The following is a 19,334-nucleotide window of genomic DNA, read 5'->3' on the forward strand; positions in this document are numbered from 1 at the left end:
CTTTATTTTAAAAAATATACGTCGCAACCGAGCTTCCGGTGATCGTCACAGGAGTTGTCTTTTGATTATATTTAATGTTGAAATTTTCATTTGTTTTGCTGTTGTTCTGAACAATCAGAACTGTTTTTCCGGCAGGCGTTTTAAATGCTACTGTCGAAAGATTTTCTGTTTGAGAGGAAGCAATTCTCTGAGAATTTGCAGGAACAAACTTCGAAGCGTGTGCAATAATATAATAGGAAACATTTCTGGTGAAATATTCACTGTCGGAAACCGTAATTGCTCCCTTACATTCTGTACAACCTCCTTCTGTGTGAGGTTTATATTGTGGATCATTCGCTACATTCCATTCCAAAGCAATTTTGCTCCAATTTCTCATAGATCCTATGATTACATTTTTTGTATGCCAGTTCAGATCTTCGTTAAAAGTCCCTTTCGCACCCGTCCATTGCTCTGTAAAATACAAATTTTTATCTGGAAAAGCATCATGAACAGTGGACAAAGCCGAAATATCACCTTCATATAAATGAAACGCCGAACCGTCGATATATTGATTGGCAGCAGGATCTTTCAGAATATCAGTAGCGTACTCCGGTTTGTTACAGTTGTGATCATAAACAACGATTTTAGTTTTAATATTGTTTTTATCGAAAATTGGTCCTAAACTTTGTTTGATAAAATCTCTCTGTTGGTCTGAAGGCATTAAAAGACTCGGATTGTTTCCGGGATGCAGCGGCTCATTTTGAGGAGTAATGGCATCAATTGTAATTCCTTCTCTTTGCATTCCCTGAATATATTTTACGAAATAGGATGCATATGTATTGTAAAATTCGGGTTTCAAACTTCCACCTTTAGATTTTCCGTTATCTTTCATCCAAACCGGTGGTGACCAAGGGGCTGCAATGATTTTTATGTTTGGATTGATTGTTAAAATTTCTTTCAGCATCGAAATCAGATCTTTATCTTTTGCTAAGCTGAATTTTGATAATGTCGGATCTGTTTCTCCTTCCGGTAAATCGTCATAAGAAAAAACTTCGCCGTCTAAATCGGATGCGCCAATACTTAATCTTAAATAACTGATAGAAATAGAATTTTCATCATTTCCGAAAAGTTCGTTCAGTAAAGCTTTTCTTTTGGATGGTGAAAGACGGTTGATCACTTCAACACTTCCTCCTGTTAATGTATATCCAAAACCATCAATATATTGAAATTTCTGAGAATCATCAATGTCAATATTCTGAAAGTTATTAGAATTTTTTACAAAAACTAAGGGCAACTGCTGCTGTAATTTTACGCTTTCATCTCCTTTTGTAAGCCATGACTGAATCTGAGTATCTGTACTGATTGTCGATTTACATGACGTTAAAGGTAAAAGTACCACACCGCCAAATAGCAGTGCAGTACTCTTTAAAAAGAAACTATATAAACTGTGAAGTTTCATGTTTAATAATTAGGATTTTGCTTTAAAACTGTGTTTGTCAGTTCGTTAAACGGAATTGGAAGAATTTCATTTTTCCCTGCCGTAAAACCTCTAGATCCTAGCTTTGTAGGAGCATCTCCCCATCTTACCAGGTCGAACCATCTGTGACCTTCTCCTGCAAGTTCTCTTCTCCTTTCATCTTTAATTGCCTGCATAGAAACTGTAACTGATGGCAAACCAACTCTTGCTCTAACTGCATTTAACAAAGCTTGTGCTCTTGCACCTGCTCCACCCAATGCTTCTGCTTCCATTAAATAAGTATCAGCCAATCTGATAGCAATATAATTTTGACGGAAATTTAATTCTGTAGCTCCAGGTTGAGTAGATTCATCTGAAGTTCTTGGTAAATATTTGTTTAAGAAATATCCTGTATCTCTAAATCCTGCAGAATAGGTAATTTTATTTTGTTGCACTAATGCTTTTGCATTAAAAACTGTGGCATCCAAACGAGGATCTCCCTGCATAAAACTAAACAAATCATCTGTTACCGGATTAAATCCCCAACCCTTGTGTATACTTGGAGCGTCATTAGGAGGAAGAGGAGGCTGTTGGTTTACAAGACCATACGAAATTATACCCACCATTTGATTAATTGAGTTTCCTTCATCTTTTCCTGTACCCCAAAATGCCCAATCGGCATTACTCAGATTGGTATGCATTACTTCTAAAATAGATTCTGTCGTAAATTTATTTTCAACTTTCCAGAGATCAGCAAAATTCGTCACCAACTTATAACCATATTGACTTGTCGCTCCTGGTGTACCATTCACCATTTCAAACTGAGCAGCTGCTAAACTGTACTTTTTATCATACAAATAAATTTTACCTAAAATAGCACGAGCTGACCCTTGAGTAATTCTTCCTTTTTCATTTGCGGAAGATATGGTAGCAGGAAGATCATTGACAGCAGCAAGAATATCTGCCTCTATCTGAGCATAAACGTCTTCTGGTTTTGCCTGAGCAACATTGTAATAATCATCATTATATTTAAATGGTTTTAAAATCAAAGGAATATTTTTGAACATTCTCAATAATTCAAAATAATACAGTGATCTCAGAACTTTCGCTTCAGCGATAAATCTATTTCTTGTCTGATCGTTCATCTGTGCAGCAGGAATTTTTTCAAGTAAAATATTAGCTTTTGCAATTCCCTGATAATAATCTCTCCAGTAACTTGCCGGCATAATAATCGGGTTCAATGTATAATTTGAAAATCCCTGAATACCGGCTCCGTCAGAAGAATTTCCTCCCCCGGAATAAAAATCATCAGAAGCTCCGTTAAAGAATGTCACCATATTTTCGAATCCTCCGGAATATTTTCTCAACATATCATATGTCGCCACCAAACCTGAAAATGACTGTTCTTCATTTTGGAAATATGTACTTTCATCAAAAGTTCCTGTATTTTCTACATCTTCCAAATTACCGTTACTGCAAGAAACAGCTCCGAAACCAATACCGGCAAGCATTAAAACGGCTACACTTTTATATATAAATCTTTTATTTTTCATTTTTCTTATAATTAAAATTGAACATTAGCACCAAAAAGGAAAGTTCTTGCCTGTGGATAGAAAGCTCTGTCTATCCCGAAGGTATCTGCTCCGGCAATTTCAGGATCGTAACCCGTATATTTCGTGAAAGTGACAAGATTTTCTCCTGTTACATAAAATCTGATTTTCGATGCACCGATTGATTTTGCAGCTTCTATAGGAAGCGTATAACCTACCTGAACTAGCTTCAAACGTAGATAATCTCCTTTTTGAAGATAATAATCAGACATTCTGGTGTAGTTTTGGTTAGGATCATCTTTTGTAACTCTTGCCACTGTATTTGATGTTCCTTCTCCTGTCCAGCGATCTAAAATTGATGTTTGATAATTTGCTTCCGGAATATCTAGCCTTCTTAAACCTTGGAAAATTTTATTACCTGCCTGCCCCTGCGCAAATACCATTATATCAAAGTTTTTGTAATTCATGTTCAAAGTAAGACCAAATGTATATTTTGGTACAGAATTACCTAAATTTACATAATCTGCATCGTCAATTTTACCATCACCATTGGCATCCAATCTTTTGAAATCACCCGGTTTTGCATTAGCTTGAAGTAATCCTCCATTTGAGTTTCTGTAAGCATCAATTTCTGCCTGATTTTGGAAAACTCCTAAATTTTGATATCCATAGAAAGAGCCGTAAGACTGACCAACCTGTAATCTGGAAACAGTTCCTAACGTTTGGAAGCTCGCAAAATTAACATATTCTTTATTGGCTTCAAGTCTTGTGATTTCATTTTTCAAATATCCAAAATTACCGTTTGCTGAAATGCCAAAATCTCCCCAATTCTTTTTGTATCCAAGGCTTACTTCTATCCCGTCATTATTCATGTCACCGATATTTCTCCATGGGCTGTTAATTAATCCTAAATACCCGGGAAGATCTACTCTTCTTAAAATATCTGTACTTTTCTTTCTGTATACATCAACACTCAAATCAAAATTCTTTAAAATCTTAAGATCTGCTGCAATGTTTAACTGAGATGTTCTTTCCCATTTCAAATCCGGATTTTCTAATGTACTTGGTGCATACCCCACATGTACAACATTATCTCCAAAGGTATAATTGCTACCCGCAACAAAAAAATTGGCAAACTGGAAATCATCAATGGCATCATTTCCTAACACCCCATAACCTCCTCTCAGTTTAAAACTCGTAACCACATTATTTTCCGGCCAGAAACTTTCATTAGATACATTCCAGCCTAAAGACATTGCAGGAAATGTTCCCCAATGGTTTGCTCTCGCAAATTTTGAAGAGCCATCTCTACGGATAGTACCTGTGAAAAGGTATCTGTTGTCATAATCATAAACGACTCTCGCAAAATAAGAAGCTTTGTGTGTTTCTTTTCCATCCCACGCATTAGACGTTTTGTCTGTAGCTGAAATATCGAAATTGAATGAGGCATCTTGCCAATTGTTTGTGGGAAGATTCTTATAGGTTGTATTCTGTCCGTAAGAAATATTATACTCATAATATCCCTGACCTAATAATACACTTAAATTATGGAGTCCAAATTTATTCTGATACGTAAGCGTATTTTCCGTATTCCATTCAAATTTTCTCTGAATTTCTCTGAAAAGATTATTGGTATTGTTTGAATTTGCTGAACTTAAATAAGCTTTTGGTGTAAATGCCTGATTTCCCCAATACGATAGTTTCCCATTTACGGTAGATTTAAAATTAAGATGTTTATTAATCTTTAAATCACCAAAAACATTCGCCACAATATCATCAGACCATCTGTATCTCCCTCTCTGTGTTTCCTGAAAGGCCAGAGGATTCGACATTTCTTTGCTTACATAATGAGAAATCCCGTAAGGATTTCCGTTGGGATCTTTTACGATATTAGCATTGTTTGTATAATCACTCGGAAAAGGCTGGCTTGCAATGTCGGTAACAACAAGAGGTGTTGTCGGGTCAAGGTTGATTGCCGAACTTAAAGGACCTCCAAATTCATTATTATCGCTGATTCCCTGTGCTTTTACATGAGTGTAAGCAAAAGTTTGTCCTATAGTTAAAAAGTCAAAAACTTTATGCGTTGAATTAAATCTTGCATTAATTCTTTTATAATTTGAAATATCTCTCAGTACAATACCCTCTTGGTCATAATATCCGAATGAAGTATAAAATGTAGACTTATCATTTCCTCCATTGATACTGAACTCATGAGACTGTCGCTGTGCTGTATTGAAAATCTGTTTCTGCCAATCTGTACCCGCTCCAAAAGAATTTGGATTAGAAAACATCGGAGCTTTACCATCGTTGGCATTTGCCTCGTTCATAATGTTAGCATATTGATTTGCATTTAGCAGATCAAGTTTTTTAGCAGCACTTCCAACTCCAAAAAACCCGTTGTAAGAAAGATTCATTCTTCCTTTAGCACCTTTTTTAGTAGTGATTAGAATCACCCCTTTTGCGGCAGAAACTCCGTAAATAGCAGCAGAAGCACCATCTTTAAGAATTTCCATGCCTTCAATGTCAGATTGGTTCAGCCATCCGATATTGTCAACAACAATACCGTCAACTACCCAAAGCGGATCATTACTTCCAGCTCCAAAACTGGTGATACCACGAACTCTTACCGTGGGCGCAGCTCCCGGTTGTCCGGAATTTGATACTACAGAAACTCCGGCTGCTCTACCTTGCAGTACTTGTTCAGGTCTTCCTGCAACGGGTGCATTTTCGATATCCGATGCTTTTATGCTGGAAATGGCTCCTGTTACATTACTCTTTTTCTGAGTACCATAGCCGATCATGACAACTTCCTCTATTTTTTGTTCTTTAGGAAGCGTATGGTTCTTTGTGTTTTGGGCAGTGAAATTGGCAGTAAAATAAAGCACCGCAACCATTCCCAAACTTCTAGATATTCTTACATTCATATACAGTTAGTTTTTTAATTCTCAAATTGAGACAATAAAAATATATTTTTTTTTAAATAATTAACATTTTATTAATAAATATTTTAATATTTCGTTTATTTTTGGGGGTTTAAAGCCATAAATTTGCTCGTAAAAAATGTATTTTTCGACGAAAAAGGAATAAAATGAATCCCCAAAATGATAACTAAACCTTCTAAAATATCACTTCCGTTAAAGTTAACTTTCCTGATTTTCTCAATGGTGTTGAACTGCATGGGCATTGTAATTCTGCAACTTTCTGAAGCAAAAATCACCTATGATGAACTTGGATTTTTAGAATCTTTCAAGGATATCCCGATAGCATTTATTTCACTTTTTGCCGTTAATTTTATCAGCCGTTTCGGAACTAAAAAATCATTGATTCTGGCTTTAACAATTGTTGGGATTTGTTCACTTATTTTACCATTTGTTGAAGTATTCTGGTTCTACAAACTCTGGTTTGCGATAATCGGGACTTGTTTCGCAATTGGAAAAATATGTGTTTTCGGAATCATCAGAAACAACATTTCAGACGAAAAATCTTTAGCAAAGACCATGAATAATGTAGAAGCTTCATTCATGATCGGAATATTTGTGGTAAACACAGGTTTTGGATGGTTAATTTCAAGTCAATATTCTCAATTCTGGAAATTCGGGTTTATTTCAATATCCATTATTTGTGCTTTAACAATTTTTCTTTTTTCTAAACTTCCGATTTCTGAACCTGTAAAAGACAAAAAAGAAAATGTCTTCAAAGAAGTATCAAAAATAATTAATCCGTTGATTATTATATTTTTAGCAGTTATTTTTTCTATCGTATTTGTAGAGCAAAGTTTCAATTCCTGGCTGCCATCATTTTATAAAAATCATTTAAAAGTTAATTCTTTTTTTGCGCTTCAGGCAACATCCTTTCTTGCTGTATTTTCATATGTTGGAAGAACAATTACAGCGAATATCATCCATCGATTTTCTTTGTCAAAATACTATATTCTATGTCTGTCTTTAATTGTTTTCGTCCTTGTAACAATCATCGGAATACAATTTATAGATACAGAGGATTCACGAGCTTTATTATTTCTATTTCCTATAATTGGTTTGGTTTTATCACCATTATATCCCGTCATCAATTCAAAAATGATCGCTCAGATCGATAAAGAAAAAGCCAATCTTTTTACTTCATTAATTGTGATTTTCTCATCTCTCGGCAGTTCTGTAAGCTCGATAATAATGTCAGTTTTGTTTCAGCACAAACTTTTAGACTTTTATCCGGTATATATTTTAATCTCTGTTTCTGCATTGTTCATAATAAGTTTATTTTATTTTAAATTTGCCGAAAAAACATTTAGAAAATAATTTTACTTTTACCACATGAAAACTGACCATAATAAAAATATAGAAACCTTAAAAGAACTCATTGAAAGTAAAGACTTTATCCCCAATGTTTCGGTAGACTGTACGATTTTCGGTTTTCATGATGACATTCTTAAAGTACTTTTACTCAAATATCATGATCTTAATTTATGGTCTTTACCCGGCGGTTTCGTTTTTATTGATGAAGATCTGAGAGAGGCAGCAGATCGTGTTTTATACGAAAGAACTCATCTGAAAGGGCTTTTTTTAGAGCAGTTTCATACTTTTGGGAGACTGGACCGTACCGTAAATAATGTTCATAAAACTTTGATTAATAATAAAGGATTGGATGTTCCCGTTGATCACTGGATTTTACAGCGTTTCTTAACAGTCGGATATTGCAGTTTGATTGATTTTTCCTTAGCCAATACTTTTCCCGATGCATTTAACGAAACTTGTGCCTGGTTTGAAGTCAGTAAATTACCAAGTATGGCATTTGATCACGACAGAATTATTAATGAAGGTTTGGAGTATTTACGCAAAAACATTGATACTCAGATTGCTGCAAGTAATTTATTGCCAGAAAAGTTTACGATGAAAGATCTTCAGTCCTTATATGAAACAATTTTAGGTGAAAAATTCAGACGTAATAATTTCCAACGTAAAATACTGAGCATGAATTCATTAGAACGAATGGAAAAATTATACGACGGTTCAGCCAACAAAGCTCCTTATCTTTACAAATTTAAAAGTGATTTAGAAAATTCAACAAATCAACACTCAGTTTTTAACGAAGATGAAATTTAGTTTTTAGATTTATTCAATTCAAATAATTAAATAACTTATTGAAATTCAACAAATAAAACATATTGTAAAAAAATTTTTCTGTCCTACTTAAAAGTACTATTTTTAGAAAAATTAAAAAACAATGTCATATTATCCTCTTACGAGCATTCCTGACTATTACGGGATCGATGCTTTGCTTACCGAAGAACACAAACTTATTCGCCAGTCTGTAAGAGATTGGGTAGAAAGTTTTGTAATGCCGCAGATTGACCATGCCGCACAAAATCATACAGATTTGCCTGGTTTAATGAGAGAATTAGGCAAAATCGGGGCGTTAGGACCTTATATTCCAGTAGAATATGGCGGTTCTGGTCTTGATCAGATTTCTTACGGTCTGATTATGCAGGAATTGGAAAGAGGTGATTCAGCAGTTCGTTCTGCAGCATCTGTACAAAGTTCTTTGGTGATGTTTCCTATCAATGAGTTCGGTTCTGAGGAGCAAAAGAAAAAATATTTACCAAAATTAGCTTCCGGTGAATTTATTGGTTCATTTGGTTTAACAGAGCCTAATCACGGTTCTGATCCGGGTTCTATGGAAACTTATTTTAAAGATATGGGCGATCATTATCTTTTGAATGGTGCTAAAATGTGGATCACTAATTCTCCTCTTTGCGATATTGCTGTTGTTTGGGCAAAAAACGAAGAAGGAAAAGTTCAGGGATTGATTGTTGAAAGAGGAATGGAAGGTTTTACAACTCCGGAAACTCACAATAAATGGAGTCTAAGAGCTTCAAAAACAGGCGAATTAGTATTTAACGATGTCAAAGTTCCGAAAGAAAATTTACTACCGGGAGTTACTGGATTGAAAGGACCTCTATCTTGTCTAAATTCTGCGAGATATGGAATTTCTTGGGGCGTAATTGGTGCAGCAATTGATTGTTATTGTACTGCTGTTCAATATTCTAAGGAGAGAAAACAATTCGGAAAACCAATCGGATCTTATCAGTTACAACAGAAAAAATTAGCAGAATTTTTAACGGAAATAACTAAAGCTCAATTACTTTGTTTACAATTAGGAACGTTGAAAAATGATCATAAAGCAACTCCTGCACAAATTTCAATGGCTAAGAGAAACAATGTGAATATGGCTATCGAAATTGCAAGAGAATCCCGCCAGATCCTTGGAGGAATGGGAATTATGGGTGAATTTCCAATGATGCGTCATGCTGCGAACTTAGAATCTGTAATTACTTACGAAGGAACGCATGATGTTCATTTATTAATTACTGGTCTTGACATTACCGGAATTAATGCATTCTAAAATTTAAAAACTTATAATAAAGAAGAGCCTGATGAATTTGTCAGGCTCTTTTATTTTACTTAAAATCAGTTATTTATTTAATTTGAAAATGTTTTAATATTTTCAATAAAATTAATATCTGGGTTAAGAATTTCTTCAATTAGATTTTTTATTGATTTCATAGCATCATCAATTTCTCCTTTTTCAAACTGTAAAGAAACCACTCCTTTTTTAGCTTCAGCAAAACTCCAGATTCCGGTTTCTATGGGAAGTCCCCAAAATTCAGGAAGATTCTGTACTACATAATGATAAATACAGAGCTGCAATGCCTGTTTACGATCACCATTATGGAAATATTGATCGATATTATCCTGATCTATTTTCACAACCAAATTTTTAATTTTAGCTGTTTTATAATCAATAATTCTCAGTGTTCCATTGAGTCTGTCGATCCTGTCAATGAATCCGAAGAATGAAATTTTATCTTTATCGTCAAGATAAAAATCAACATTTTCAAACCGTTTTTCTATGTCAAGAATTTCTAATGTATTGCCACTTTTTATTAATTCAAGATCATGGCGTAAAATACTTTCGATTACTTTTTTAGCGATAGCTTTATGAATAAAGTTCATCCCTTTTTCATAAAATTCGGGTTGGTGCTTTAACTTATCAATGGCTATTGTTATAAATTGATCTATTGCTTTAATTGAATTCAATAAATCATTTTCTTTTAATACTTTACCTCTCAACACTTCATATACTTCTTGAAGTGTATAATGAACTAAATTTCCATAATTTTTTACTGATAATTCCTCTTCAATTTCATCGCTTTCCGAGGTTTTTAAAATCTTTGAAAGATAAAAATCGATGGGATTATACAGATAACTTGTGAGGTGAGAAGCCGAAACTTTTTCTTTCCATTTTTCAAGTCTTTGGAGGACGATTTGTGTTTTCGAAATTTCTATCGGTTGTGTAAGAATTGGCTCAGAGGAATTTTCAACAATAATATGCTCAATTTTATGAGAACTTTCTATTTCGATTTGCGTAATAAATCTGCTTTTTTCACCCGTATTTACTCCGGAACTCAACGCGTTAAACAGTAAGTGAACATTTTTAGCATCCTGAATCAGGCGGTAAAAATGATAAGCATAAATACTGTCATTTTCCAGAAAGGTATGCAAGTCAAAAACTCTTCTAATATCAAAAGGAATATAGGTATTTTGTGAATTTCCAAGAGGTAATTTTCCTTCATTGACAGATAGCAAAACGACATTCTCAAAATTCAATAAACGGGTTTCCAGCAATCCCATGATTTGTAAACCACGCAAAGGTTCACCCTGAAAATCAATGCTTTCTGAATTAATGTGCTGATTGATCAAAATTTCCAGCGTATCCATTTTAATCTCAAAGGTATACGGAGAAATCTGATTCTTAATAATTTTGAATGTATTTTCGAAATGCGAAACGTTTTCGTATTGAATATCATCTATTTCAAGCCATTTTATCCGCTGGCAAAAATCAATTAATAAATCCAGATAAACAGTTGTAGAATCAGCTTTTCCAAGTAAATTATAATACGATAACTCACCAAGTAATTCAAAAAATAATTTTCTAGAAATGTAAACAATATTTCGTTCTTCTATTTGAGTTTTAAATTGATTGATAATTAATTCATCCTCAACAGATTTCGGCAGTTCTTCGAGGATAGGAAAAATATCACGGTAATAATAGGAAGATTTATTCTTTTCTAATTGTTTCTGCAGATAAAAAAGCTGTTTTACAGCATTAGAAAAAGAAAGATTCTTTAGAGGAAAACCCATTGTAATGTTCAGATTCTGAACTTCATGCATAATATCTAAGCTTGCCGGAAGAAGATTTTCATCCAACAAAACCAATGCGGTAGTTGAAAAGGTTTTATTTTCTATATTTTTGAAAATCTCCGGTAAAATTTTCGTTTGTGTTACATTTCCGGAAACTTCATAGACTTTAATGTCTTTGGGTTGATTAAAATCATCTTCAATCCATTGAAAAGCACGGTTGTCATCAAATTCTTTCCATGTTTTATGATTTCTCAGAAACTTTCCTGCTTCCTGTCTTTCATCATCAAAATAATAATGATCTGCCTGAAAAAAACACTGTCCTTTATTCCATTGCAAAAGACTTCTTACTAACTTTTCTTCAACGGGAGTAAAGGCATTGAAACCACAGAAAACAAACTGTTCGTTGGTATTTTTAGCAAAATTAATAATTTCAGACTTTGCTCTCTCATGAATCATTCCGGAAGTTGCCCAGTTTTTCTCCTGCAATTTTTCTTTTAAAACAGGAAGAAAAACATTCATATTTTTCCAGAAATTAAGGAATTTTTTTCTCGGAACATCATCATCTTCACCCAGATCCTGCGCCCATTCTTTAATTCTTTCTTCATCAAACATATATTGCAAAACTGCCTGATCGCTGTCTGAAAATTTTAAAATATCGTCCCAATCTTTCTGTAAAGTCGGAAACCACTTTAAAAAATCAGCAAAATCATCATTTGGAATAAGATTGAGACTTTTATAAACATCAAATGCAAAAAGCCACAAAGAAATTCCCTGGATCGGTTGCTTATCAGCAATTCTGTCAATTAATTCTTCAATAGTAAAAAAATTCGGAAGAAATCCTGAATAATTATTTTCTTCCAAAATCTCACGAATGAACACGATCGGACGCTTGCCCGGCAGCACAATATTGAAATCCGAAAGATCCGAATTCTGAGATAAAAGTTCATGAATGATTTTGTTGAGAAATTTCAAGAGGCTTTAAAGTTTTTTAAATGATCCAACTCCTCAGCAATAATACGATTATATTCTGATTGTTTTTCTTCAATCATTCCGTTTTTAGTTTCTCCGTCGTAGGTATTCTGAAACTCTCGGTACTCATTCAGAATTCGGTTATAAATAGCCTTAAAATAGCCATCAAAATCTGAAGATGTTTTTATTTTTTCACTTACTTCCTTGCGCAGTTTTCTTGCAAAAACTTCTGCTACATCAAAATGTTTCTGCTCGTGTAACAAAACGTAATTATTTATCCTTTTTACATCTTTCCACGATTGATCCTCGTTGAAAATAGTCTGGATTTTTATTTTTATCGGAGCTTTCGGATTGGATGATTTAACATAAGAATACGTCCATCCGCAATTGGTATAAGCCACCACATTTTCTCCTTTCTGATTGTTTATTTTACTTTTAAAATTACTCCAATTCAGTTTTCTATCCTCTTCCCAATATATTTTCTGACTCCATATCATATTAGAAATCAGAAAACAAGCTGCAAAAATCCATTTCATTATATTATTTTACGACAATTGTTTTGGTGATCCAATTTGTTCCACCATTCCAAAATTTTAAAGTGTAAGTTCCAGTCTGCTGAGGACTGAAATTAATCTGGTTAGTTCCGGTATACACGCTTTGAGTACAAGGTCCGGTAGAAATATATTTATAAGCAGTAATTGTTCTTGTCAAATTCTCATTATGAATATAATCGTAACCATAAAACCCCTCACAATGAGAAGGATAAGTAGAATAAGTCCTGATACTCTGAATGGTAAAAACGTCCATCGTGTCGTTTACAATTTTCACACTGTCAATTTTAATTTTATCAATTGATTCGACTGTCTGATAATCGTCGTCGTCCTTACATGAAGTAAAAAATAATCCTAATAGTACTGCTGAAAATCCGATGTTTAAAAACTTTTTCATAAGGCTATTTATATTTCGATTATTAATAAAACTTAAAAAAATTATTCCTTAATGATATAAAATTAAGAATTAAAATTACCTTTTGACAGATAAACTACTTTTTTCGTCTCAAAAAATTCTTCATCAAAATAGTTTTTAAGGCTGAAAATTTCACATTTCAGTCCGGCAAGTTCTTCAGCAAGATCTCCACCTTTTAAATATAAAATCCCGTTGTGTTTAGGATTAATTTGTTCTTTTTCAAACTTTCCTTTCAGCCATCTTAAAAATTCCGGCATTTGTGTAACCGCACGGCTCACTACAAAATGGAATTTTTCCTTTAATTTTTCTGCTCTTCCGTGAATAGCAGTTAAATTTTTTAACCCAACACCTTCTGCAACAGCATTTACTACAGTGATTTTTTTTCCGATAGAATCAATTAAAGTAAATTGTGATTCGGGAAACAAAATCGCTAAGGGAATTCCTGGAAAACCGCCACCTGTACCGATATCCAAAACTTTGGTTCCCGGTGCAAATTCCATCACTTTCGCTACTCCTAACGAGTGCAGAATATGCTTTTCATACAGAGATTCCATATCTTTTCTGGAAATCACGTTGATTTTTTCGTTCCATTCCTTATATAAATCTTCCAATTTATTGAACTGATCAATCTGTGTTTCTGTAAGATCCGGAAAGTATTTTAGTAGTAACGTTGTAGACATGTGAAATATTATAGAATGCAAAAATAAGTTTTTTACCAGCGTTATTCAAATCTCAAAAAATAAAAGATTGCCAAATGACAATCTTTCAGGTTTAATACCCGTTGTGCATTTTGATGTATTTTCGTCACTTCTTGAAGGCAGATCTATTCTCGATACATTTTTTCTCCACTTCATTACGAAAAAACACTCGAATTGACGTATCTAACATTAAAATTTTTCAAAATGCACACCGCGTAGGTTTAATTTCTTTCGATATAATTATTGGTTCGTCTCAGTCGCTTGGTAATTTCTTCATCAAATTTCTTCATTTTTTTCATTTCATCAAGTCCGATTTTAGTTATATAGCCGTCTTTTAACTGAATATCTGCTTTACCGGTTTGCTTATTAATACTCATACTTTCAATATCATCATTGCTAAAAGTATAACTATTCATGTACTTTTTATATTCAGCAAATGTCATTTGTTTACTCGACTTTGGTAACAGTGAAAAAATTTCTTTTACTTTTTTAATTTGAATTAAATTGAAAACATGATCATCATCAGAATCTTTCAGACTTACAACCAATCCCGGAAGCCCTGAAAACTTATACGGACCGTCGTTCACAGGATAATCTTTGCTGAACCAAGCTTCCCAAATTCTTCCTTTATAATTTGTAGTCGCTTTTTGACAATTAATATTATTGATTTTTAAAAATTCTTTCTCAATTTTCCATTTCGGACTTTCATTTTCAAATATCAACAAGTTGACAGTCTTAAATTTATCATAAAAATTCATACTTTTTTTAGAATAGTCTTTTTCAACAACATAACTCAAGTTTTGATCATAAGATTTTGCATTCAATAGATCTTTATAATTTTTTGATGCATTATAAGTTGAATCTCGCTCATATTTTGTGGAATTATAGAAATACGATTTCTTCCCATCCGTATCAAGATTCATATAATCAGTAACTATAGAATCCTTTTTATTGGTGTCCGGTTTCATTTTATATTCGTAAACAAATCGATAATTCTGTGCAGAAACAAAAGACACAATTAGTAAGAAAAGTAATTTATACATATTTAAGATTAGTATTTAAAAATTCATACCACATAACTACAAAAATAGTGATAAAATTTGTGTTGAACAAAAAATACCACAATCTTACTTGGATAAATTTTTTAAGAAATACTTTTTATCATATATTTGTTACAATAGAAATAATTAAATGAATAAACTTTCAGATAGAGTAAATAGACTAGGTTACTCGCAAACTTTCGTAATGTCAAATAAAGCAAGAGAAATGAAAGCCAATGGAATTGACGTCATCAGCTTAACTCTTGGTGAACCAGATTTTGACGTTCCCGATAACATTAAACAAGCCGCTTTTGACGCCATCAACGAAAATTACAGTCACTACTCTCCTGTTCCAGGATTTTTGGAACTTCGTCAGGCAATTGTTCATAAACTTAAAAGAGATAATAATTTAGAATATCAACCTTCACAGATTTGTGTTTCAAATGGTGCTAAACAGGCTATTATCAATGTTTTGGCTGCACTTGTAAATGATGGAGATGAAGTTATTCTTCCTAATCCGTATTGGGTCAGCTATGATGAAATGGTAAAAATGATGGGTGGAAATTCTGTCATGCTTCCTACCTCGTATGTAACTGATTTTAAGATCACTGCTGAACAACTGGAAGAAGCAATCACCGATAAAACAAAAGCCGTTTTATTTAGTTCACCATGTAATCCTTCAGGAGGTTATTACACGTATGATGAACTAAAATCTATCGCTAAAGTTATCGCTAAATATCCTCACGTAACAATTATTTCTGACGAGATTTACGAATATATCAACTACGAAACACAAACGACTTCTATTGCCCAGTTCCCTGAAGTTTATGAACAAACAGCCGTAATCAACGGGATGTCTAAAGCTTTTGCAATGACAGGCTGGAGAATAGGATATTCTGCATGTCCCGAATGGTTGGCTAAAGCTTGTGAAAAAGTACAGGGACAAATGACCAGTGGCGCCAATACAGTAGCACAAAGAGCTTCGATTGTTGCTTTACAGGCTGATCCTTCTGAATACAAATACATGATTGATGCCTTTAAAATAAGAAGAGATCTTGTGTACGATTTAATGAAAGAAATTCCTGGCTTTAAAGTTGTTTTACCTAAAGCTGCATTTTATTTCTTTCCAGACATTTCATATTATGTAGGAAAAACATTACATGGAACAGAAATTAAAGATTCTGACGATTTTGCGATGTTCCTATTGGAAAAAGCTCATGTTGGCTGCGTTGGCGGAGTTTCTTTCGGAAGCCCGGAATGTATCAGATTTTCTTACGCCGCTTCGGAAGAAGAATTAAGGGAGGCGATGAGAAGAATTAAAGAATTATTAACAAACGTATAAATAAAAAGTTCTTCCTTGGGAAGAACTTTTTTACTGTATTTCATTAGCAAGATAAACAACCTGCTTCTGGTATTTCTGGAACAATTATATAGCATTCCATTATAATAGGAATACATACTGCAGCATCTGGACACCAGTGATCTCCTGGAGGACATTTTGAAGTTGACGCCGCTCCTTTAATTGTTTTCAGTTCTTTTCTTGACAGACTTTTTAAATTTTTCATAATAATTATGTTTGGTTGTTTTTAAGTTTTTTGTTCTATATTCTCAAAGTTATAATATATTTTCATTTGTTTTAAATTTATTTTTTTGATAATTCTTACTAGAAAAAGATTATAAATTACTAATTATGAATAATTTATTATTTGACTCCACCCTACAAGATAAGTTTTCAATAAAAATTAATATACAAAAAGCCTTTTAGTTAAGCATCTTTTATATGATTGATACCAAAAACAATTATAGATTTTATTTATCAAAATACAATTGTTTGATAGATGAAATATTTCTATATTTGTACCGGAAAAATTTAATTATAAAAACGAGAAAATTATGTCTTTAGTAGGAAAAAAATTCCCGAATGTAACAATAGACGCAATGTCTGAAATGGGTGATGATCTTAAAATCAACATCTTTGAAGAAGCAACAACAAATCAACAGAAAGTAATTTTATTCTGGTACCCAAAAGATTTCACTTTTGTTTGCCCGACAGAACTTCACGCTTTTCAAGAAGCTTTAGGTGAATTCGAAAAAAGAAATACTAAAGTAATAGGTGCTTCTTGCGATACAAACGAAGTACATTTTGCTTGGTTGAACGTATCAAAAGATAATGGCGGTATTGAAGGTGTTACTTATCCTCTTTTAGCTGATACTCACAGACAATTGGCTAATATGTTGGGAATTGTAGATCAGGATTTCGAATACAATGACGAAGGTGAAGAAGTTTTCACTGGTTCTAACGTAACGTACAGAGCAACTTATTTGATCGACGAAACAGGAAAAGTATTCCATGAGTCGGTAAATGATATGCCTTTGGGAAGAAACGTAAAAGAATATTTAAGACTAATCGACGCTTACACTCACGTACAAAAGCACGGTGAAGTTTGCCCTGCAAACTGGGAAGAAGGAAAAGATGCGATGAAAGCTGACAGAACTTCTACTGCTGAATATTTGGCAAAAAACTAAAGTTTTAATCTAACAATGTATCAATCTAATAATGTAACAATAATGCAGCAGAAAATGATATTGGTAAACTGTTGTATTGTTATATTGGTACATTGTTAAATTTTATTAAAAATTAACTTATGTATACAGAATTAACAGAAGATACGCTGCAGAATATTGTAAGCGATAATGAAAAAGTGATTGTACAGTATGGAGCAACATGGTGCGGGAACTGCAGAATTATGAAGCCTAAATTCAAGAAATTAGCTTCAGAAAATGATTCAATTCCATTTTTATATGTAGATGCTGAAAAATTACCGGAAAGCAGAAAATTAGCTAAAGTCGATAACTTACCTACATTCGCAATTTTCAAAAACGGAGAATTGGTAAATCAGGTTCAGTCTAATCAGGCAGAAAGTTTAATTAACTTATTTAACGAATTGTAATTATGAAATTACCAATCATCAGACAATTTTATCAGAACCAAACTCCTGAAAATTTAGAAAAAACGTTGGAAGTATTGGAAAGCTTCACAGAATTCAGAGGAACTACAGAAGAAGATATGAATGTTGCAGGAGAATTAATCACGAACATTTGTGGAGCATTGGAAGTACACGCCAACGTACAAAACGGAATGAGCGAAAAAGATGCTTTAAACTCATTTGCGCAAAAGGTTTTAGGATCAATTGATAAATAATTTCAAATAAAATTCTAAGAATAATCAACTATTCTTACAATAAAAAATCCCGATGAAAAGACATCAGGATTTTTTGGGTTTATAAAATTTCTTTAATTCTAATTAGCTTCTTCTGCTCATCAAAATTCTCAGGATATACCAGAACAACAACATAATAGAAGCGAATAATTGTAAAGAGGCTCCAACGTACTGATTCGTAGTATAAGAATCTTTCAGTTTGCTCGTCTGATATAAGATCGTCGCAGAAGCCAAAATTACCATTCCTACCGAAAACCAAAGTCCAAGGTTAAAACCAAAGATTGCTCCGACAATAATAAGCCCCAAAGCAATAAAACCGCCAATTACGATAATATTTCTAAGGAATGAAAAATCTCTTTTTGAAGTAAATGCAACTACGGAAATTCCCGCAAACATTGCAACCGTCAACATCGCAGCCTGATAAATCACTACTCCACCAGCCTGATAGATCGCAATATAAATTAACGGAAGGAAAATTGCCGCTTCAAGCAAAACATAAAATCCTAATCCTAAATATTGAGTTGATCTGCTTTGAGATAATGACCATTTATTAGCCAAAATAGAAGCCAGCCAAAATGCACCGATAATCAATAGCCAAGTATATTTCTGACCAAACATTAAACCGATAATTTCGGGTGGTACAATATTAAACAAAACAGTTTCTACACCGATAAATGCAAGAATTGCAAAAGCAACATGCATATACGTTTTTTTGTAAAATTCTGCCTTTTCCACATCCGTAGAATGCGCAACTAAAACATCTGTCATCATAGTTATATTCTTAATTTTAATTTATTATAATAAGTTTATTCACTGTATTCAGGTTTTACCCCTAAAATTTTTCCATCGTTTTCAAAAATGACCGTAATAAGATCTCTCGGCGGAATCGATTGATCATCAACATATTTATACTGAATTGCAGGATAAATTTCTCCGCCGAGTATTTTTTGATTTCCGGATTTATAAACTTCTGTTTTTCTGTTGAAACTTATTCCCCCGGAAAGTGTCTGAATCATCTTATCACCGACAATAGTTTTCACTTTATCTGAAAGTAAAGTATTGATTGTCTGTTTGTCCGAAGTCTTTAAAGCATCGACAAATTTCAAAAAAGACTGATTGTACAAATCAATTTTATCGTTACTTAATTCTCCCTTTAATTCAATTTTCTTACTTTCAACAACTGTAATACTGCTGTTTTGAGAAAATCCCAACTGAAAAGCCAAAACGCTAAGAATCAGAAATATTTTTTTCATATTAA

18 protein-coding genes are annotated in these 19,334 nt (G+C 33.2%); 7 read left to right on the top strand and 11 right to left on the bottom strand.

The window, feature by feature from the left end; all coding sequences use genetic code 11:
• Positions 1-7 precede the first annotated feature (7 nt).
• The 3 genes from ASG22_RS00230 to ASG22_RS00240 are packed head-to-tail and all read right to left on the bottom strand — an operon-like array spanning position 8 to position 5,909.
• Positions 8-1,438: a glycoside hydrolase family 30 protein gene (locus ASG22_RS00230; RefSeq protein WP_055978783.1), complete on the bottom strand. Its 1,431-nt coding sequence runs from the start codon at positions 1,436-1,438 to the stop codon at positions 8-10.
• A 2-nt stretch (positions 1,439-1,440) separates the two neighbouring features.
• Positions 1,441-2,988, bottom strand: a complete 1,548-nt coding sequence (locus tag ASG22_RS00235) for a RagB/SusD family nutrient uptake outer membrane protein (protein ID WP_055978786.1) — start codon at positions 2,986-2,988, stop codon at positions 1,441-1,443.
• Positions 2,989-2,999: 11 nt separating this feature from the next.
• Positions 3,000-5,909: a SusC/RagA family TonB-linked outer membrane protein gene (locus tag ASG22_RS00240; RefSeq protein ID WP_055978789.1), complete on the bottom strand. Its 2,910-nt coding sequence runs from the start codon at positions 5,907-5,909 to the stop codon at positions 3,000-3,002.
• 177 nt (positions 5,910-6,086) lie between these two features.
• Between ASG22_RS00240 and ASG22_RS00245 the strand changes: the two genes are divergently transcribed.
• The 3 genes from ASG22_RS00245 (at position 6,087) to ASG22_RS00255 (ending at position 9,384) form a co-directional block, all read left to right on the top strand.
• Positions 6,087-7,280 carry an MFS transporter gene (locus tag ASG22_RS00245; protein ID WP_055978792.1) on the top strand — a complete coding sequence of 398 codons (1,194 nt, stop codon included), beginning with the start codon at positions 6,087-6,089 and terminating at the stop codon, positions 7,278-7,280.
• Positions 7,281-7,295: 15 nt separating this feature from the next.
• Positions 7,296-8,084 carry an NUDIX hydrolase gene (locus tag ASG22_RS00250; protein ID WP_055978795.1) on the top strand — a complete coding sequence of 263 codons (789 nt, stop codon included), beginning with the start codon at positions 7,296-7,298 and terminating at the stop codon, positions 8,082-8,084.
• 121 nt (positions 8,085-8,205) lie between these two features.
• Positions 8,206-9,384 (top strand): acyl-CoA dehydrogenase family protein, encoded by a 1,179-nt coding sequence (locus ASG22_RS00255; RefSeq protein WP_055978799.1) that lies wholly within the window; start codon positions 8,206-8,208, stop codon positions 9,382-9,384.
• A 77-nt stretch (positions 9,385-9,461) separates the two neighbouring features.
• Here ASG22_RS00255 and ASG22_RS00260 read toward each other — a convergent pair whose 3' ends face one another.
• The 5 genes from ASG22_RS00260 to ASG22_RS00280 all read right to left on the bottom strand — a co-directional run bounded on the left by ASG22_RS00260 (position 9,462) and on the right by ASG22_RS00280 (position 14,859).
• Entirely contained in the window at positions 9,462-12,155 is a 2,694-nt protein-coding gene (locus tag ASG22_RS00260; RefSeq protein ID WP_055978802.1) for a PD-(D/E)XK nuclease family protein, read from the bottom strand.
• Positions 12,152-12,688 (bottom strand): hypothetical protein, encoded by a 537-nt coding sequence (locus tag ASG22_RS00265; RefSeq protein WP_055978805.1) that lies wholly within the window; start codon positions 12,686-12,688, stop codon positions 12,152-12,154. The genes ASG22_RS00260 and ASG22_RS00265 overlap by 4 nt, the downstream gene beginning before the upstream one ends.
• Positions 12,689-12,692: 4 nt before the next feature.
• Positions 12,693-13,100: a hypothetical protein gene (locus ASG22_RS00270; RefSeq protein WP_055978809.1), complete on the bottom strand. Its 408-nt coding sequence runs from the start codon at positions 13,098-13,100 to the stop codon at positions 12,693-12,695.
• A 62-nt stretch (positions 13,101-13,162) separates the two neighbouring features.
• The gene (gene rsmG / locus ASG22_RS00275; RefSeq protein ID WP_055978812.1) at positions 13,163-13,798 is read right to left on the bottom strand and encodes a 16S rRNA (guanine(527)-N(7))-methyltransferase RsmG; all 636 of its coding nucleotides are present in this window, start codon (positions 13,796-13,798) and stop codon (positions 13,163-13,165) included.
• Positions 13,799-14,037: 239 nt separating this feature from the next.
• Positions 14,038-14,859, bottom strand: a complete 822-nt coding sequence (locus ASG22_RS00280; protein ID WP_055978815.1) for a GLPGLI family protein — start codon at positions 14,857-14,859, stop codon at positions 14,038-14,040.
• A 148-nt stretch (positions 14,860-15,007) separates the two neighbouring features.
• On the opposite strand from ASG22_RS00280, the gene ASG22_RS00285 reads away from it, so the two are divergent.
• Complete coding sequence (locus tag ASG22_RS00285; protein ID WP_055978818.1) at positions 15,008-16,198, top strand: pyridoxal phosphate-dependent aminotransferase; 1,191 nt, start codon at positions 15,008-15,010, stop codon at positions 16,196-16,198.
• Between the two features lie 43 nt (positions 16,199-16,241).
• On the opposite strand, the gene ASG22_RS00290 is transcribed toward ASG22_RS00285, so the two are convergent.
• Complete coding sequence (locus ASG22_RS00290; protein WP_055978821.1) at positions 16,242-16,421, bottom strand: bacteriocin-like protein; 180 nt, start codon at positions 16,419-16,421, stop codon at positions 16,242-16,244.
• A gap of 328 nt (positions 16,422-16,749) precedes the next feature.
• Between ASG22_RS00290 and ASG22_RS00295 the strand changes: the two genes are divergently transcribed.
• The 3 genes from ASG22_RS00295 (at position 16,750) to ASG22_RS00305 (ending at position 18,058) form a co-directional block, all read left to right on the top strand.
• Positions 16,750-17,382, top strand: coding sequence for a peroxiredoxin (locus ASG22_RS00295; protein WP_055978824.1), 633 nt, complete (start codon positions 16,750-16,752; stop codon positions 17,380-17,382).
• 119 nt (positions 17,383-17,501) lie between these two features.
• On the top strand, positions 17,502-17,807 hold the full coding sequence (locus ASG22_RS00300; RefSeq protein WP_055978828.1) for a thioredoxin family protein: 306 nt from the start codon (positions 17,502-17,504) through the stop codon (positions 17,805-17,807).
• Positions 17,808-17,809: 2 nt separating this feature from the next.
• Entirely contained in the window at positions 17,810-18,058 is a 249-nt protein-coding gene (locus ASG22_RS00305) for a DUF6952 family protein (protein ID WP_055978832.1), read from the top strand.
• Between the two features lie 102 nt (positions 18,059-18,160).
• Here ASG22_RS00305 and ASG22_RS00310 read toward each other — a convergent pair whose 3' ends face one another.
• Together ASG22_RS00310 and ASG22_RS00315 are read right to left on the bottom strand one after the other, a co-directional pair.
• A complete protein-coding gene (locus tag ASG22_RS00310) occupies positions 18,161-18,847 on the bottom strand; it encodes a Bax inhibitor-1 family protein (RefSeq protein ID WP_055978834.1) in 687 nt (228 codons plus the stop codon).
• A 35-nt stretch (positions 18,848-18,882) separates the two neighbouring features.
• Positions 18,883-19,329 (bottom strand): hypothetical protein, encoded by a 447-nt coding sequence (locus ASG22_RS00315; protein WP_055978837.1) that lies wholly within the window; start codon positions 19,327-19,329, stop codon positions 18,883-18,885.
• Positions 19,330-19,334 lie beyond the last annotated feature (5 nt).

Origin of the sequence: Chryseobacterium sp. Leaf405 (assembly GCF_001425355.1) — a bacterium.
In the GTDB taxonomy this organism is placed as follows: Bacteria; Bacteroidota; Bacteroidia; order Flavobacteriales; family Weeksellaceae; genus Chryseobacterium.

Coding starts and splice junctions, on each gene's coding strand:
- ASG22_RS00295 (WP_055978824.1), top strand. CDS start 16,750: ATGTCTTTAGTAGGAAAAAAATTCCCGAATGTAACAATAGACGCAATG.
- ASG22_RS00285 (WP_055978818.1), top strand. CDS start 15,008: ATGAATAAACTTTCAGATAGAGTAAATAGACTAGGTTACTCGCAAACT.
- ASG22_RS00310 (WP_055978834.1), bottom strand. CDS start 18,847: ATGATGACAGATGTTTTAGTTGCGCATTCTACGGATGTGGAAAAGGCA.
- ASG22_RS00270 (WP_055978809.1), bottom strand. CDS start 13,100: ATGAAAAAGTTTTTAAACATCGGATTTTCAGCAGTACTATTAGGATTA.
- ASG22_RS00235 (WP_055978786.1), bottom strand. CDS start 2,988: ATGAAAAATAAAAGATTTATATATAAAAGTGTAGCCGTTTTAATGCTT.
- ASG22_RS00280 (WP_055978815.1), bottom strand. CDS start 14,859: ATGTATAAATTACTTTTCTTACTAATTGTGTCTTTTGTTTCTGCACAG.
- ASG22_RS00265 (WP_055978805.1), bottom strand. CDS start 12,688: ATGAAATGGATTTTTGCAGCTTGTTTTCTGATTTCTAATATGATATGG.
- ASG22_RS00300 (WP_055978828.1), top strand. CDS start 17,502: ATGTATACAGAATTAACAGAAGATACGCTGCAGAATATTGTAAGCGAT.
- ASG22_RS00290 (WP_055978821.1), bottom strand. CDS start 16,421: ATGAAAAATTTAAAAAGTCTGTCAAGAAAAGAACTGAAAACAATTAAA.
- rsmG (WP_055978812.1), bottom strand. CDS start 13,798: ATGTCTACAACGTTACTACTAAAATACTTTCCGGATCTTACAGAAACA.
- ASG22_RS00240 (WP_055978789.1), bottom strand. CDS start 5,909: ATGAATGTAAGAATATCTAGAAGTTTGGGAATGGTTGCGGTGCTTTAT.
- ASG22_RS00255 (WP_055978799.1), top strand. CDS start 8,206: ATGTCATATTATCCTCTTACGAGCATTCCTGACTATTACGGGATCGAT.
- ASG22_RS00250 (WP_055978795.1), top strand. CDS start 7,296: ATGAAAACTGACCATAATAAAAATATAGAAACCTTAAAAGAACTCATT.
- ASG22_RS00245 (WP_055978792.1), top strand. CDS start 6,087: ATGATAACTAAACCTTCTAAAATATCACTTCCGTTAAAGTTAACTTTC.
- ASG22_RS00230 (WP_055978783.1), bottom strand. CDS start 1,438: ATGAAACTTCACAGTTTATATAGTTTCTTTTTAAAGAGTACTGCACTG.
- ASG22_RS00315 (WP_055978837.1), bottom strand. CDS start 19,329: ATGAAAAAAATATTTCTGATTCTTAGCGTTTTGGCTTTTCAGTTGGGA.
- ASG22_RS00305 (WP_055978832.1), top strand. CDS start 17,810: ATGAAATTACCAATCATCAGACAATTTTATCAGAACCAAACTCCTGAA.